The organism is Pedobacter sp., from assembly GCF_037719805.1.
Lineage (GTDB): Bacteria > Bacteroidota > Bacteroidia > Sphingobacteriales > Sphingobacteriaceae > Pedobacter.
The window spans coordinates 39,684-56,075 of the sequence record NZ_JBBJLZ010000001.1 but is presented as its reverse complement, the minus strand read 5'-3'; the positions used below and the strand labels follow the sequence as shown (position 1 = coordinate 56,075).

Below are 16,392 nucleotides of genomic sequence, written 5' to 3'. Positions count from 1 at the left end.
AATTAAAATCGTTTCAGAACAATTTTAAGAGGTCGCTGTTCAACACGCAAGGGCAGACATATCATGTTCTCAAACTTTTTTATTTTATGACAGATTTAGAATTATATCCGGGCACCCCAAGCCCATTAGGGTCCACTTGGGATGGACAGGGCGTTAATTTTTCATTATATGCCTATAATGCAACCGCAGTTGAGCTTTGCCTGTTCGATGAAAATAGCGGACGAGCACACACCGTTGTTAGGTTATTTGAACGGACCAATCAAATCTGGCACGTCTACATCCCTGGAATTCAGCCAGGTCAATGCTACGGTTATCGCGTACATGGCGCTTTCGAGCCAACAGAAGGCCACCGTTTCAATTCAAATAAACTTTTGATTGATCCATATGCCAAGGCAATATCCGGGACTGTTAACTGGCATGAATCGCTATATGGATATAAGTTCGGAGAGGATGACCTGTCCTTTAGTGAGCTTGACAGCGCACCCTTCGTCCCGAAAAGCGTTGTCATAAATCCCGCCTACGACTGGGAAGGGGTAGAAGCACCGAACACAAGCTACCATCAAAGCATCATTTACGAGGCTCATGTTAAAGGGCTAACAAAACTTCATCCTGAAATCCCGGAAGAGATTAGAGGCACCTATTCTGCTATTGCACATCCGGTAATCATAGACCACCTGAAGTCGCTCGGTATTACGGCTATAGAACTAATGCCCATTCACCAGTTCATTAACGACAATGCGCTTACTGAACGAGGCTTAACCAATTACTGGGGTTATAATACCATCGGCTTTTTCTCACCCGATGCCAGGTATTCTTCAAAAGGAGCGCTAGGCGGACAAGTGAGGGAGTTTAAAAATATGGTTAAGGAACTACATCGGGCAGGAATAGAAGTTATCCTTGACGTAGTTTATAACCATACCGCCGAAGGAAATCATATGGGGCCAACGTTAAGTTTCAAAGGAATTGACAACGCCGAATACTATAGGCTTACCGAAGATAAACGGTTCTACATGGACTACACGGGGACTGGCAACACATTAAATGCACATTTCCCCAGTGTGCTCAGGTTGATGATGGATAGCCTGAGGTATTGGGTACTGGAAATGCGTGTTGATGGTTTCCGCTTTGACCTTGCTTCTACGCTTGCACGTGGACTAAATGAGGTAAATATGCTCGGATCATTCTTCAGCATCATCCAACAGGACCCGGTAATTTCACAGGTCAAGCTTATCGCCGAGCCATGGGACATAGGTGATGGTGGCTATCAGGTTGGTAACTTCCCTCACGGATGGGCAGAATGGAATGGTAAGTATAGAGATAGCATACGGGATTACTGGAGAGGTGAAAACAGTATGCTCGGAGAATTTGCATCCCGGTTCACAGGTAGTCCGGATCTGTATCAGGGCGACAACCGCACACCAACAGCCAGTGTAAACTTTATCACCGCACATGACGGCTTCACGCTTCATGATCTGGTTAGCTATAACAACAAACACAATGAGGCTAACGGGGAAGATAACAACGACGGAGAAGACCACAACCGGTCTTCTAACTACGGCGTAGAAGGTGAAACTGATGATGAGCACATCAACAAACTTAGAAACCAGCAAAAGAAAAATATGCTGGCTACTTTATTTCTTTCCCAGGGAGTTCCAATGCTTGTTGCAGGTGACGAAATGGGAAGGACCCAAGGTGGGAATAATAATGCATATTGTCAGGACAATAAGATCTCCTGGCTAAACTGGAAAGACGCAGATCAGGACTTGCTTCAATTCAGTAAGAAACTTTTGGACCTGAGAAAGTCACATCCTGCTTTCTGTAGACGAAGGTGGTTTCAGGGACAACCAATTAAAGGTTCCGGAGTAACAGATATCGAGTGGTTCCTTCCAGAAGGTACAGAAATGGAGAGTCACAACTGGGAGGAGGATTATGCGAAATCGCTTGCAGTTTTCCTAAACGGACAAGGAATTAAGAGTCGGGATAAGAATGGAAAAAAGATTTTCGACGACAACTTTTATGTCATTTTCAATGCCCACCATGAGGGCCTTGATTATAAATTACCTTCTGCTCAATATGGAGGAGAATGGCACGAAATAATTAACACGGCAGGCTCTGATTCCGAAGAGACCAAACAGTACTTCCCTTCGGAAAACATTTATGTGGCTGGCCGTTCAGTTGTGGTCCTAAGTGCTTTAAGTGCAATTAAGGAGGATAACTAATGCATCTTGATATCAGAAACATAGGAGTCAACTTTAACAGGGAAGGTCTTGCACTCCTTAAAATATGGGCGCCAAAAGCAAGTTCTTTACAAGTTCGGATTGATGCTACTTCAACTGACCTAGACCTTGAAAAAGGGGAACATGGCTACTGGTTGCTGAAAACGGACAAGCTTAAGTCCGGCGACTTATACTGGGTTATACTTGATGGCGAAAAATTGCCTGATCCTGCTTCACTTTCTCAACCTCAAGGTGTTCATGGTCCCTCAAAGGCGATAGACTTGCTTCATTATGTGGCTCCACAAGACGACAAATGGATTAATTATCCCCTTAATGAGTATGTGATCTATGAACTCCATACCGGAACATTTTCCGAACAAGGTACATTTGAAGGAGTGATCGAGCACCTTGAATACCTGGTAGATTTAGGTATAAACGCTATCGAGCTAATGCCTATTGCCAGCTTTCCTGGGGAACGGAATTGGGGTTACGATGGGGTATTCCCCTATGCAGTTCAGGAATCATATGGTGGCCCAGAAGGACTAAAAGTGCTGGTAGAGGCTTGTCATACCAAAGGAATTGCAGTAATACTTGACGTAGTATACAACCACCTGGGCCCGGAAGGTAACTACCTTCCTAAGTTCGGACCATTTTTTACTGATAAATACCACACTCCTTGGGGAAGTGCCATCAACTTTGATGACAATGGCTGCGATGGAGTAAGGGAGTTCTTTATTGAAAATGCGCTGATGTGGTTTAGGGATTTTCATATTGATGGGCTACGTCTTGATGCCGTTCATGCCATTAAAGACCTAAGCGCCGTTCATATTTTACAAGAGATCAGTCGCAAGACAGAACAACTCAGTGCCCAAACCGGTCGCCTTCACTACCTCATTGCAGAATCAGATCTTAACGATCCGAGATACATCTCTGATGCAAACAACAACGGATTAGGGATGGACTCCCAGTGGATAGATGAGTTTCATCATGCTTTAAGGGTGACTGCCGGTGAGCCAAGGAAAGGTTATTACTTAGATTTTAACGGTATTGAAGACCTTGCCAAATCTTATTCAGACGCTTACGTATACACAGGAACATTTTCAGAAGAGCGTAACCGAACGTTTGGGAAAGAAGCTACTGGACACCCTGGAAAGCAGTTTATCGTTTTCTCTCAGAACCATGATCAGATTGGCAATAGGATGCTGGGAGAGAGGAGTTCCGTCCTTTACAGTCCTGATCTGCAAAAGGTAATGGTAGCCGCAGTATTTTCTGCACCATTCCTCCCTATGCTTTTCATGGGTGAAGAATGGGGAGCTGAAAGCCCATTCTTGTATTTCGTAAGCCATACCGATCCGGAGTTAGTAGAACAAGTGAGGAAAGGCCGGAAAGCAGAATTTGCATCAATGCACAACGAAGGCGAAGCGCCCGACCCTCAGGCAGAAGAGACGTTCAACGAATCTAAGCTGGACTGGAATCTAAAAGACCAATCACAACACCTGACACTTTTCAATTTCTATAAAGCACTTATTCAATTGCGTAAAAGCAACCTTTGTTTAAAAATGTGCGATCGGGACGCGACACGCGTCCACTTGTTTAAAGAACAGCATTCCATTATTCTGGAGCGCGGCCTGACAGGAAGTGCAGATCTTGTTATATGTGTACTTAACTTTTCTAAAAATTCGCAAAACCTGGCTTTGCCAAAAGGAGTAAATCTTAGCCAAATGCTGCTCAATTCATTTGCAGAAGCAGAATCTTTAGCGGATAATTCAGCAACGAACAGCTCAATTACCACTTTGAACGTACAGCCAGAATCATTTATCGCCTACTCAGCTACCTATGTTTAACCCTATATCTACCTATCGAATACAGTTTCACGCTGATTTCACCTTCAACGATCTGGAGGCAATTATACCTTACCTACAACAGCTGGGCATTAAAACAATATACGCTTCACCCATTTTTGAAGCTGTACCTGGAAGCATGCATGGTTATGATGGAGTTAATCCGCATAAAATCAATCCTGAAATCGGTACCCTTGAACAACTACGCAAGATCGCCGGCGACTTAAAGGAGATCGGAATTTCCTGGATTCAGGATATTGTTCCCAATCATATGGGCTTCCATCATAGCAATACCTGGCTAATGGATGTGCTCAAATACGGGGAGAATTCTGAGTACAGGCCTTACTTCGATATTGTATCTAAAGACCTGGAAAAAGAGCCGCTAATGGTTCCCTTTCTAGGAGATGACCCGGACGCTATCATAGAAAAAGGAGAACTAAATCTAGTAACGACAGAAGAAGGTAATTTCCTGAAATACCACGATTCCATGTGGCCGCTCAGAGAAGATACCGACTTAAGTCTTCCATTAATAGAAATTTTGGAACATCAGTATTATAAGCTTTGCGACTACCGCGATACGCTCAAAAGCATGAACTACCGCAGGTTCTTTACGGTTAGTAGCTTAATTTGTTTGAACATTCAGGATCCAAAAGTCTTTGCCGATTATCACCAGTTCAGCAAGCAATTACTGGATGAAGGCATCTTTCAAGGGTTGAGAATTGACCATATTGACGGCTTGTTTGACCCCACGGCGTATCTCTACCAGCTAAGAGCGTTGTGTGGTGAGGAAGCCTACCTAATTGTCGAAAAAATTCTAGAACCGGGCGAATTGTTACCTCCAGGCTGGCCCATAGAAGGCACTACTGGCTATGACTATCTAGGGCTCGTGAATCAGCTCTTCACTAATCAAAAAGCGGAGAAGAAATTTAACAAGTTTTATAAGAATCTTGGAAGGTTTAACAGCCCGATTGCCGTTCAAATCCAGCGGAAGAAACGCGAATTTCTAAGTGGATTTATGCAAGGGGAGCTTGAAAACCTGTATCAAGCCTTTATAGGCCTAAGTACAGATGACCAGATTCCAGAACAAAATGCAGAATTGTATAAAGGGATAATTGCCGAGTTTCTTGTTCGTTGTCCCGTATACCGTTTTTACTCCTCAAAACTTCCGCTGGCGGAAGATGAGGAAGCCGCTATCGGGGAGATCTTCAATAGCATGCCTGATGAACCTGAGTTTACAGTTGGCAAAGAATATTTTAAAAAGCAACTTTTTAAAGACAATGGATCTTTCTACCTCCGACTGATGCAATTTACCGGGCCGTTAATGGCTAAAGGCGTCGAAGATACCTTAATGTATACATTCAACCGGTTCATTGGCAATAACGAAGTTGGAGATTCCTCGGAAGTATTCGGTATCACCGCTGATGACTTTCACCAACGCATTCTGGAAAGACAAGCCGCCTGGCCGCTGGCAATGAATGCCTCTGCAACACATGATACCAAGCGGGGAGAAGACGCAAGGGCAAGACTTAACGTGCTTACTGATCTTAAAAACAAATGGCCTAAAGAAGCTGCCCATTGGAAAGAGCTTAATGAGGAGTTAAAGCAAAGCGCCCAACCTGATAACAATGATGAATATTTTATCTATCAGACTTTAATCGCAACCTATCCCGAATTAGAATCGGAGCAGGAACAATACCTCGACAGGCTCTTAGAATATATGGAGAAAGCTCTAAGGGAATCTAAGGCGAGGTCAAACTGGGAAGAGCCGGATGAGCAATATGAAGCAAATTGTAGGAACTTCATTACGGAGTTATTAAATAAAGAAAGGCCTTTCTGGCAGGTTTTTAGTACATTTCATAAAAAGATTGCCGCATTTGGAAAGCTCAATTCCTTAGCCGCTTTACTTTTAAAACATGCAAGCCCCGGGATTCCTGATACTTACCAGGGGACAGAATTGTGGGATCTGAGTATGGTGGATCCGGATAATAGAAGGCCGGTAGATTATGAGGTAAGACTTAAATTTCTCATAGAGACCAATAAGGAAGTAGTAGAGTTGCCGGAACTATGGAGTACCGCCTCCACGGGGAAAATAAAGCTGTATTTCTTGAAACAATTACTTCAATTGAGGCAGTCATACCCAGAAGTCTTTTCAAAAGGACAATATCTTCCTCTTCAGATCAAGGGCAAGTATGCCGACAATGCCATTGCTTTTGTACGTCATTATCAAAACGATTGGTTAGTATTCGTGCTTCCGGTCAATATCAGCGGAATGTTGGACGCTGACGAAGAGGAGGTAGTAAACATAGATTGGTCGGACACTTACGTAGTTCTGCCTAAAGCCATTCCAAGTGAGTATAAAGATTGGCTAAGGGACAAATCAGACAGTACCACAACTGAACTTAAATTAGATAAGGTACTTAAAGTGCTTCCTTTTGCTGCACTTCATTTCAAAAACGTAGAACGCAAGCGTGCCGCAGGTGTGCTCATGCACGTTTCATCCTTACCATCTACTTATGGGATAGGTGACCTGGGTCCAACAGCGAAATCCTTTCTTGATTTCCTGGCTGCCTCTGGGCAAAAGTACTGGCAGGTGCTACCTATGAATCCCTTAACGCAGGAACAAGCGTACTCCCCATACAGTGCAACATCTGTCATGGCCGGAAACGTGCTGTTGATAAGTCCTGAACTTCTATTTGCACAGGGTTTGATCAGCCAGAACGATTTGGAAGAGCATGCGCGTAAGACGGAAAGAAAAGTGAGTTATGAGCGCGTAGAGGTCATAAAGCAGGAGCTGTTAAGCATAGCCTTTAAAAACTTTAAGCGCTCAGCCGGTCAGCTCGGGCTTCAAAAACCTTTTGAAAAGTATTGTGAACAAGAGTCTTTTTGGCTAAATGATTATGCGCTTTACGAAGTGTTGAAAACAGTAAATAGCGGAAAACAATGGTCAGATTGGGATATCAAACATAAAACCCGGGATCAATCAGCGTTAGACCAGGCGCTGGAAAAATATACTTTAGAACTCGAAGCGATCAAATGGCAACAGTTTGTTTTTACAGAACAATGGGCCCAGATCCGGGAGTACGCTTCCATGCTGAACGTTAAACTCGTAGGCGATCTGCCATTCTATGCGGCACTCGATTCTGCTGAGGTATGGGCAAACCCTCATCTCTTTAACGTGGATAAGGAAGGGCATGTTTTGGGTATCGCCGGCGTCCCACCTGATTATTTCAATGAAGATGGGCAACTATGGGGGATGCCGGTTTATAATTGGGAGTCTATGAAGGAGGAACAATATCAATGGTGGATCAGACGAATCGCGAAGAACATTGAGCTCTACGACTTGATCCGATTAGACCATTTCCGAGCCTTCGCAGATTATTGGGAAGTACCAGCAGATAGTGAAACTGCAAAAAATGGTACCTGGAAAGACGGACCTGGAGCAGACTTCTTTAACGCTTTGGTCGAACACTTCGGTGAACTTCCGCTTATCGCAGAAGATTTAGGAGAAATTACTCCTGAAGTATTTGCACTGAGAGACCAGTTTGGCCTTCCTGGGATGAAAGTTCTGCAGTTTGCCTTCGGAGAAGACATCGCCGACTCAATCCATGCACCCCACAATATGAGCAGCGACAACTGCATTGCATATACCGGAACCCATGATAACAACACGACAAGGGGATGGTATGAAGAAGAGGCAGATTCGGCAACCAAAGCCAGGCTTGAGCAGTACACAGATAAAAAGATCAACAAAAATAACGCGGTTGAAACATTGATCAGGCTTGCTTACGCCTCAGCGGCTAAAATTGTGATCGTGCCTGTTCAGGATCTATTGAATAAAGATAGTAAGGCTAGAATGAATACTCCGGCATCTACAAAAGGAAACTGGATGTGGCGACTCAAGCCCGATGATCTTGACACTAAGATTCAAGAGAAACTTTTAGCCTTTACCAAGCTTTATGGCCGGTAGTAACGGCCAACCGATTAACACCCACAAAAAAAGCCTTAGACCACACAGTCTAAGGCTTTTTCATATTATAAATTTATTATTTTTATTCTGAAGCAGCTTGCTCATTTACAAAACCTTCAGCAATTTGAGTAAGCGCAAGATCCGTTGCTTTCTCTTGTTCTAACGTTTGCGACAATAGTTCAACTACATCAGTGTGACCCATGTTCTCCGCAAATACTCTAAGCGTACCGTACGTTGCGATCTCATAATGCTCTACTTTTTGAGCAGCTAAAATTAATCCAGCATCACGTACTAATGTACCTGCTTCAGTATCTTCAATTATACCTTCTGCCTCAGAAAGCAATCCTTCCATTGCATCACATTTCTTAGCTTGAGCTTTTTCTCCCAATAATTCAAAAACCTTATCTAAGGTCTCGATATGAGTTTTAGTTTCCGCAGTATGTTTGTCAAATGCAGCAGCTAATTCTGGGCTTGTTGCCGCTTTTTTAAATTTAGGTAGTGCTTTTACAAGGTGTTTTTCAGCCCAGTAAATATCTTTCAATTCATCCACAAAAAACTCATGGAATTCAGAATCTTCCATCTTGCCAGTTTTTCCAGTCGGCTTAGTAGATACAGGTGCAGTTTCTTCTTCAGATACAGCAGATTTTGTAGCCGGTTTTGCAGGCTTTTCAGCAGTAGATGCCTTTGTAGCCGTTTTTTTCTCAGTTGTTGCAGCTGGTTTCTTCGCGCTGCTTGCTTTACTTGTAGTTGCCATAATAATATTTGTTTAAGTAATTTAGGTCCTTGCTCTACAACCCACTTTATATATTAATTGTTTGCTGAGTACTAAGAAATTACTGCTCTACTCGTTCCCTGCCTATTTTAATTTATTGAAACCTTTTTTAAAAAACAGGTGTTGCTCAATCATCTGATAATTAAAAACATTAGCGTGCTAAAGATGGAAAACAATGAGCAAATAAATCCAAGAGACAGCTACACCGAAAGCCCATGGCAGGCGGTCGATATTGCGGGTACACCACATTCAACAGCTGACTACTCCCTTACTTATGATGTAATGATTGTAGGAGGAGGGATAACCGGAATTACTACCGCTCTTTTGCTTCAGAAAGCAGGCAAACAATGTATTGTAGTTGAAGGAGGAACCATTGGCTATGGAACAACCGGTGGTACCACTGCTCACTTGAATACCTTCTTCGATGCGACGTATCCAGAAATTGAAAGGGACTTCAATGAGGAAGCCGCAAAACTAGTGGCCGACTCTGGTAAGGATGCTTTTGCCATCATTAAAGATTTTATCGATCTGTATCACATAGAATGTGATTTTGAATATAAAGGCGCTTATCTTTTTTCGGAAACTGATAAAGAAACTAAGCAGCTTACTGAGATATTGGAAGCAACCAGAAGAGCGGGGGTGGAAGCGATTGAATATCAGGATAATGGAGTGCCTGTTCCATTTCAAATGGCAGTTCATTTTGTAGATCAGGGTCAGTTTCACCCCCTGAAATATATCTACGCTCTTGCTGCGGAGTTTATAAAGCTAGGTGGGGTAATTTTAGAAAAAAGTTTTGTCGAAGAGACAATAGCTGAGGACGGAATCCACATTGCAAACATCGGAAGTCAGTCTGTAAAAGCGGTAAATCTGGTATGGGCAACACATATCCCTCCCGGAATTACGCCCTTCACTTTTCGCTGTGCGCCCTACCGCAGTTACGTATTGGGCATCAAATTGAAACATGACGCCTATCCAACTGGTCTCACTTACGACATGCAGGAGCCTTATCATTATTTTAGAACCCACGAAATTAAGGGGCAAAAGTATTTGATTCTAGGCGGGGAAGACCACAAAACAGGACATGATGAGCCAGAAAATGCATTTAAAAAATTAGAAGATTACGCACATAAATACTACCGTGTGGAGTCTATTCCATACAGATGGTCATCTCAGTACTACGTACCGGTAGACGGACTTCCATATATCGGTAAATTGACGGGTCACGACAGTATTTATGTAGGTACGGGCTTTAACGGAAATGGAATGATGTTCGGAACCTTGTCGGGGAAAATCATAAGCGATCAAATACTCGGTATAGAAAATAACTATTCCGATTTGTATAGCCCGTCACGTATTAAGCCGATTGCTGGCTTTTCAGAATTTGTGAAAGAGAACGCGGACGTCGCCTGGCGATTTATTGCAGACAGATTTGGAGCCGAAGAAGACCTTGATTCCTTAAAAGAACTGGCGCCCGAAAAAGGCATCATTGCAGAGTTGAAAGGCTCAAAGGTTGCCATATATAAGGATGCCGATGGTAAAGTGACTGCTTTAAACCCCACATGTACCCATGCCGGTTGCATCGTCTCCTTTAATGATGCAGAGAAGAGCTGGGATTGTCCCTGCCATGGAGGTCGCTTCGACATCAACGGTAAAGTAACTACGGGACCACCCCGAAAAGACTTAGAAAAAATTCCGCTTGGAAATAACGAGTAATAATCATCAACTTATAACACAATTCATATGAACAATTCAAATCAATATGCCTTAATTACCGGTGCTTCCAGCGGTATTGGCTATGAACTGGCGAAATTATTTGCCGCAGACAAATACAATTTAATTTTAGTTTCCCGCAGTAAAGAAGATCTTGATGCGAGAGCAGCAGAACTTAGAATCGATGGAATTGATGTAGTCACTATTGCCAAAGACCTGTTTAATCGCGAAGAAGCTTTTGCATTATATGCCGAAGTGAAACAGCTTGGCCTTGATGTCAGCGTGCTGGTGAATGATGCAGGACAAGGAGTTTATGGCGAATTTAAGGACACTGACATCGATAGAGAACTGGACATCATAGATTTGAATATAGCTTCTCTTGTCATTCTTACTAAACTATTTTTGAAAGATATGACTACCGTTAACTCGGGTAAAATACTTAATCTTGCATCCATCGCAAGTAAGGTTCCAGGCCCATGGCAGTCAGTCTATCATGGAACTAAAGCGTTTGTCTTGTCATTTACTGAAGCGATTAGAGAAGAGCTGAAAGATTTTGACATTACCATCACAGCCTTGTTACCAGGAGCTACAGATACGGACTTCTTTGCGAAGGCAGACATGGAGGAAAGCAAAATCTTACAGGACAAAAGTTCATTGTCTGATCCCGCAGATGTGGCTAAGGACGGTTATGAAGCGTTAATGGCTGGAAAAGACAAAGTTATTTCTGGAATAAAAAACAAAATTCAGGTAGGAATGAGTAATGTATTACCTGATAGCGTAGTTGCCCACAACATGTATGAGCAGCAAAAGCCTGCTGATGAAAATTAAATTTATAAAATAGAACATTATTAGTGCTTCAGTGTTCTTGAGGTACATCTATCTAACAATCTGAAGGGGAGCGCTTAATTAAGTTCTCCTTTTCTTGTTTCAGGGCGCTTTTGCGCTCGTCATCGCCATGCCGGTGACACGTCATCCCGGTGAAGACCGGGACCTCGGACGGATCTAATCGCGATGGTGGCAACACGTCATCCCGGCGAAGACCGGGACCTCGGACTGGATAGAATATGTTATTCCAAAGTCCTCATACCTGCCTTTTTCGCCCGCATGACGAGTTCAGGACGAGGCATATAGCCTGTCATTGCCTCTTCCTTGCCAAATCACTAGGATCTTAAATGACACTATAAACCCCAGCAAACCCTTATTCACATGGCCAAAAGGTTGATTTAGCTTCCGGCTGTAGCAATCTCTGAACGCATGTTTGTATTAGTGAAGCAAATAGACGACACTCACGAAAAGATTATAAATAAGACTTATAAGGCATAAAAAAAGCTGGTCAGAGGACCAGCTTAAAAAACCAATTATTCACTATAAAGTCGTTTTAACCGTTTATGCAGATTTTCTGTATTCTTGTGCATACATTTTCAGACTACCTTTCAGTACTTGTCTAGCCATATGTATTCTTGTTTTCACAGTTCCTATTGGAATCTGTAATTCATCTGCAATTTCATGGTATTTATATCCTTCAAAATATTTTAGGAAAGGGATCGCATATTCCGGTTGCAATGCTTTCATTGCTTTGTTGATGTCTTCCATCATGAATTTATTTTCGCCCAGATTGTTAGAAGCACTCTTCTTTAATTGTGCTGAGGAAAGCTCCTCGCTGGTGTCCATGATGCTGTTTTTTCTTGAAACCTTCTTGTAGCTGTTTATGAAAGTGTTTTTCATAATCGTATAAAGCCAGCCTCTTAAATTAGTGCCTTCTTTGTACATGCTTGCATACCTGATCGCTTTGATCATCGTATCTTGAACCAGGTCGTTGGCATCTTCCAGGTCGTTTGTAAATTTTCTGGCAAAAAGATCTAATGAACTTTTGTGTGCGCAAATTTGGGAGTCTAAGGATAGGTTATTCATGGCGATAGTTTAAGTTTTATACTTAAATCCTACACAAAGTGCATACCATGCCAAACGCTTTTTAGTGCCAAAAGGTTAATTCAGTATATATTTCCAGTCAAATAAGTATTTCGCGCAATATATTTTATATTATGAAAACATCCGGGTTAAATACCTTTAGGAAGCGATAGAGAAGGCTTGTTTGATCGTCTTTTTCAAACCAACAACGTTTCCAATGACTATAATGGCTGGATGGCTTAAGTTCTCGTATAACGCTACCTCTTCAAGATTTTTTACCTGGCAAATGGCTTGTCTTTCATGCGGCAAAGTTGCATGCTGTATAATTGCAGCGGGCATCAAGCCTAACCCATTCCTTAAATATGCAGACGAAATCTCTTTAAGTTTTTTCATGCCCATGTAGATGACGACCGTTGCTCCACTATTCATTGCGCATTGTAGGTCAGCAGAGAGCGTTCCATCTTTCTTTGTTCCTGTGATCATCCAGACGCTTTCGCTTACGCCCCTATGGGTTAGGGGAATGTTACTCATACCTGCACCCTGCATGCTACTAATTCCTGGTATATAATGGGCTTTAATTCCATGTTCCTCGGCGAATAAGACTTCTTCGAAGCCCCGTCCAAATATATAGGGATCGCCACCCTTGAGGCGGACTACCGTTTTACCTTCGGTAGCATAAAACTTAATCAGATCATGGATTTCTTCTTGTGAGTTGTACTTTTCATAAGGCTTTTTGCCAACATATAAGATTATGCAGTGTTCCGGAGCATAATTCAACAAAATTTTGCTGCTTAAATTGTCATAAAGTATAACATCTGCTCTTTTTATTACATTAATTCCCTTTAATGTCATTAATTCAGGGTCGCCAGGTCCAGAACCTATAACAAATAACCCAGTTTCTTCGATATTTTCTTTCATAATCTGATTATCCAGTAATTAATAATGTAAATATGATTAATATTTTTAATAAATATTGATTTAATATGATTTATATCACATTAAATCAATATTATTGTATTGTTATTATATTTATGTATGATAAATATCTGATAGTTGAATAAAATAAAGCACCGTACTCCTTTTTAATGAAATAATACCTATGAAAGTCAGTCAGAATCAAATAAAAGTAGTTGTAATTGGTAATGGAATGGTCAGTTATAAGTTTTGCGAGAAGCTTTTAGCCAAAACAGACCTTTTTAGTATTACTGTTTTCGGGGAAGAGTCATTCAGGGCCTATGATCGGGTTCATTTAAGTGAATTCTATAACGGTAAGACGGTAGACGATTTGTCTATGTGCTCCAGTCATTGGTATGATGATAACGGGATTAGCCTTCGCCTGAATGATCCTGTTATTGAGATAGACCGGGCTCTGCAATTGGTTCACTCAGCAGCGGGTCACCTAGTTCCCTACGACGTGCTGATCTTTGCAACCGGCTCTGCGCCTTTCATCCCGAACATTCCAGGCATAGCTAAGGGTGGCGTTTTCGTTTACAGGACTATCGAAGATTTGAAGCTTATAAAAGAATGGTCTGTTAAAGCCAGAACAGCTGCGGTTATTGGGGGAGGCTTACTCGGGCTGGAAGCGGCAAAAGCTTTAATGGATCTTGGCCTTGAAGAAACTAACATAGTTGAATTTGCACCGAGGCTCATGCCCAGGCAGATAGACAAAGCTGGCAGCGAAATCCTTCAGCAAAAGTTGAAGTCACTAGGCTTAAACATCCACCTCAACAAAAATACAACAGCTATTTCAGGTGAAGATGACATTACTGCATTGGAATTTAGCGACCAGACTGAGCTTGAAGTAGACATGCTGGTTATCTCTGCTGGAATAAAACCAAGAGATGAACTCGCCAAAGCCTGCGGATTAGCAACAGGGGCCAGAGGAGGCGTTACAGTAAATGAGCAATTGCAAACGAATGATCCGAATATTTTCGCCATCGGAGAGTGTGCCTTATACGATGAGATGATCTATGGTCTCGTAGCTCCAGGGTATGAGATGGCTGAAGTTGTAGCATCAAACCTTTATCAATCATACATTAACAAGGAAAGTGGTTCTTCGAAATCTTTCAAAGGGTTCGACATGAGCACAAAACTTAAACTTATAGGCGTAGATGTTGCCAGTTTCGGGGACCATTTTATAACCGAACCTGATTGTAGGTCAATCATTTTTGAAGATCGGAACAAAGGTATTTACAAACGCATAAACATAACCAATGACGGGCAACATCTCCTTGGCGGTGTATTAATCGGCGATGCGGCAGCATATAATATGCTGCTGCAAACCGTTACCAACAAAATTATTTTGCCTCCTAATCCGGAAGACCTGATCATTGGAACCAGGGGGGGAACCGAAAGCGCCGGCGCCGGAATTACCTCACTTCCAGATACTGCATTAATCTGCAGTTGCGAAGGATTAACAAAAGCAGACATCTGCAATGCGGTTGACCAGCAGGGATGTGAAACACTCGATGCAGTCAAAAAGTGTACAAAGGCGGGGACAGGTTGCGGTGGTTGTGTTCCCATGGTTAAAGACCTCATGCTGCATACCTTGAAAGCTAAAGGCAAATACGTCAGGAATGTCATATGTGAACACTTAAGTTATAGCCGCCAAGAACTTTATGACCTGATTCACATCCATAAATTGGAAAGTTATGATCAGGTGCTTAACGAATTGGGTCATGGTGACGGCTGCGAGGTTTGTAAACCATTGGTGTCCTCACTATTAGCGAGCCTTTGGAATGACATGATCCTTAAAAAGGGTAACGATACGGCTCAGGATAGTAACGATAGGTTTCTTGCCAACATTCAAAAAGGCGGCTCTTATTCAATCGTTCCGCGAATTCCGGGAGGCGAAATTACTCCGGAGAAGCTCATTGTAATAGGGCAGGTGGCACAGAAATATAAACTTTATACTAAAATCACGGGTGGACAACGCATTGATATGTTCGGCGCTCACCTTAATGACCTTCCGATTATCTGGGAAGAGTTAATCGCTGCCGGTTTTGAAAGTGGCCATGCCTACGGGAAAGGGTTAAGGACCGTTAAAAGTTGTGTGGGCAGTACGTGGTGCCGTTTCGGTCTGCATGATAGTGTCAGTTTCGCAATAAGAATAGAAGAACGTTATCGTGGAATCAGGGCTCCGCATAAATTCAAATCCGCAGTAAGCGGATGTATCCGCGAGTGTGCAGAAGCACAAAGTAAGGATTTTGGGATCATTGCCACAGAAAAAGGATGGAACCTGTACGTCTGTGGAAACGGAGGTAGTAAGCCACAACATGCACTGTTATTAGCTTCAGATGTCGATAGTGATACCTGCATAAAGTATATAGACCGCTTTTTGATGTTTTATATCCGCACTGCAGACCCCCTAACCCGAACAGCAACCTGGCTAAACAAGATGGAAGGAGGAATAGACTATTTAAGAAATGTAGTGATAAACGACAGCCTTCATATGGCGGAAACCTGGGAAGCGGACATTGAAAAACTGGTAGATACTTACAAGTGCGAGTGGAAAGAAGCAGTCGAAAATCCAGCGATCCGCAAGCGCTTTAGTCATTTTGTAAACGCGCCTGAAGAGAAAGACCCAACTATAAAATTCGTAGAAATGAGAGGACAAAAAAAGACTGAAGAATGGATCAAAGCCTAAACTGGATAACCGCATGTCGCATCGAGGATGCGGTGGAAAATGGTGGTGTATGTGTAAAACATGGCGAAGAACAGATTGCGCTCTTCTATTTCACCAGGCGGGACGAATGGTACGCAACACAAAATGAATGTCCTCACAAAAGGCAGATGGCATTGAGTAGGGGCATGATAGGCAGTACATCAGATGAGCCGAAAGTGGCTTGTCCATTCCACAAAAAGACCTTTTCACTCGCTACTGGTGAATGTCTCAGTGGTGATGAATGTGCCATAAAAGTCTATCCTGTCAAAGTTGAAAATGGTAATGTATATATCGGAATAAACTCAAACCAATAA

Annotated in this window: 10 protein-coding genes; 7 read left to right on the top strand and 3 right to left on the bottom strand. The window is 42.5% G+C overall.

What is annotated here, in order from left to right:
- Positions 1–86 precede the first annotated feature (86 nt).
- The 3 genes from glgX to treY are packed head-to-tail and all read left to right on the top strand — an operon-like array spanning position 87 to position 8,024.
- Positions 87–2,219, top strand: coding sequence for a glycogen debranching protein GlgX (gene glgX, locus WKF66_RS00260; RefSeq protein WP_489672393.1), 2,133 nt, complete (start codon positions 87–89; stop codon positions 2,217–2,219).
- On the top strand, positions 2,219–4,060 hold the full coding sequence (treZ, locus tag WKF66_RS00255; RefSeq protein WP_489672392.1) for a malto-oligosyltrehalose trehalohydrolase: 1,842 nt from the start codon (positions 2,219–2,221) through the stop codon (positions 4,058–4,060). The genes glgX and treZ overlap by 1 nt, the downstream gene beginning before the upstream one ends.
- On the top strand, positions 4,053–8,024 hold the full coding sequence (treY, locus tag WKF66_RS00250) for a malto-oligosyltrehalose synthase (protein WP_489672391.1): 3,972 nt from the start codon (positions 4,053–4,055) through the stop codon (positions 8,022–8,024). Before treZ ends, treY begins: the two co-directional genes overlap by 8 nt.
- A gap of 82 nt (positions 8,025–8,106) precedes the next feature.
- On the opposite strand, the gene WKF66_RS00245 is transcribed toward treY, so the two are convergent.
- Complete coding sequence (locus WKF66_RS00245) at positions 8,107–8,604, bottom strand: YciE/YciF ferroxidase family protein (RefSeq protein ID WP_489673321.1); 498 nt, start codon at positions 8,602–8,604, stop codon at positions 8,107–8,109.
- A gap of 357 nt (positions 8,605–8,961) precedes the next feature.
- Between WKF66_RS00245 and WKF66_RS00240 the strand changes: the two genes are divergently transcribed.
- Both WKF66_RS00240 and WKF66_RS00235 read left to right on the top strand, forming a co-directional pair.
- Positions 8,962–10,509 (top strand): FAD-dependent oxidoreductase, encoded by a 1,548-nt coding sequence (locus WKF66_RS00240; protein ID WP_489672390.1) that lies wholly within the window; start codon positions 8,962–8,964, stop codon positions 10,507–10,509.
- A 27-nt stretch (positions 10,510–10,536) separates the two neighbouring features.
- Positions 10,537–11,334, top strand: a complete 798-nt coding sequence (locus tag WKF66_RS00235) for an SDR family NAD(P)-dependent oxidoreductase (protein WP_489672389.1) — start codon at positions 10,537–10,539, stop codon at positions 11,332–11,334.
- A gap of 558 nt (positions 11,335–11,892) precedes the next feature.
- On the opposite strand, the gene WKF66_RS00230 is transcribed toward WKF66_RS00235, so the two are convergent.
- Together WKF66_RS00230 and cobA are read right to left on the bottom strand one after the other, a co-directional pair.
- Positions 11,893–12,417, bottom strand: a complete 525-nt coding sequence (locus WKF66_RS00230) for a sigma-70 family RNA polymerase sigma factor (protein WP_489672388.1) — start codon at positions 12,415–12,417, stop codon at positions 11,893–11,895.
- A 156-nt stretch (positions 12,418–12,573) separates the two neighbouring features.
- Entirely contained in the window at positions 12,574–13,332 is a 759-nt protein-coding gene (gene cobA, locus WKF66_RS00225; RefSeq protein ID WP_489672387.1) for a uroporphyrinogen-III C-methyltransferase, read from the bottom strand.
- A gap of 181 nt (positions 13,333–13,513) precedes the next feature.
- On the opposite strand from cobA, the gene nirB reads away from it, so the two are divergent.
- Entirely contained in the window at positions 13,514–16,060 is a 2,547-nt protein-coding gene (nirB, locus tag WKF66_RS00220; RefSeq protein WP_489672386.1) for a nitrite reductase large subunit NirB, read from the top strand.
- Positions 16,045–16,392 (top strand): nitrite reductase small subunit NirD, encoded by a 348-nt coding sequence (nirD, locus tag WKF66_RS00215; protein ID WP_489672385.1) that lies wholly within the window; start codon positions 16,045–16,047, stop codon positions 16,390–16,392. Before nirB ends, nirD begins: the two co-directional genes overlap by 16 nt.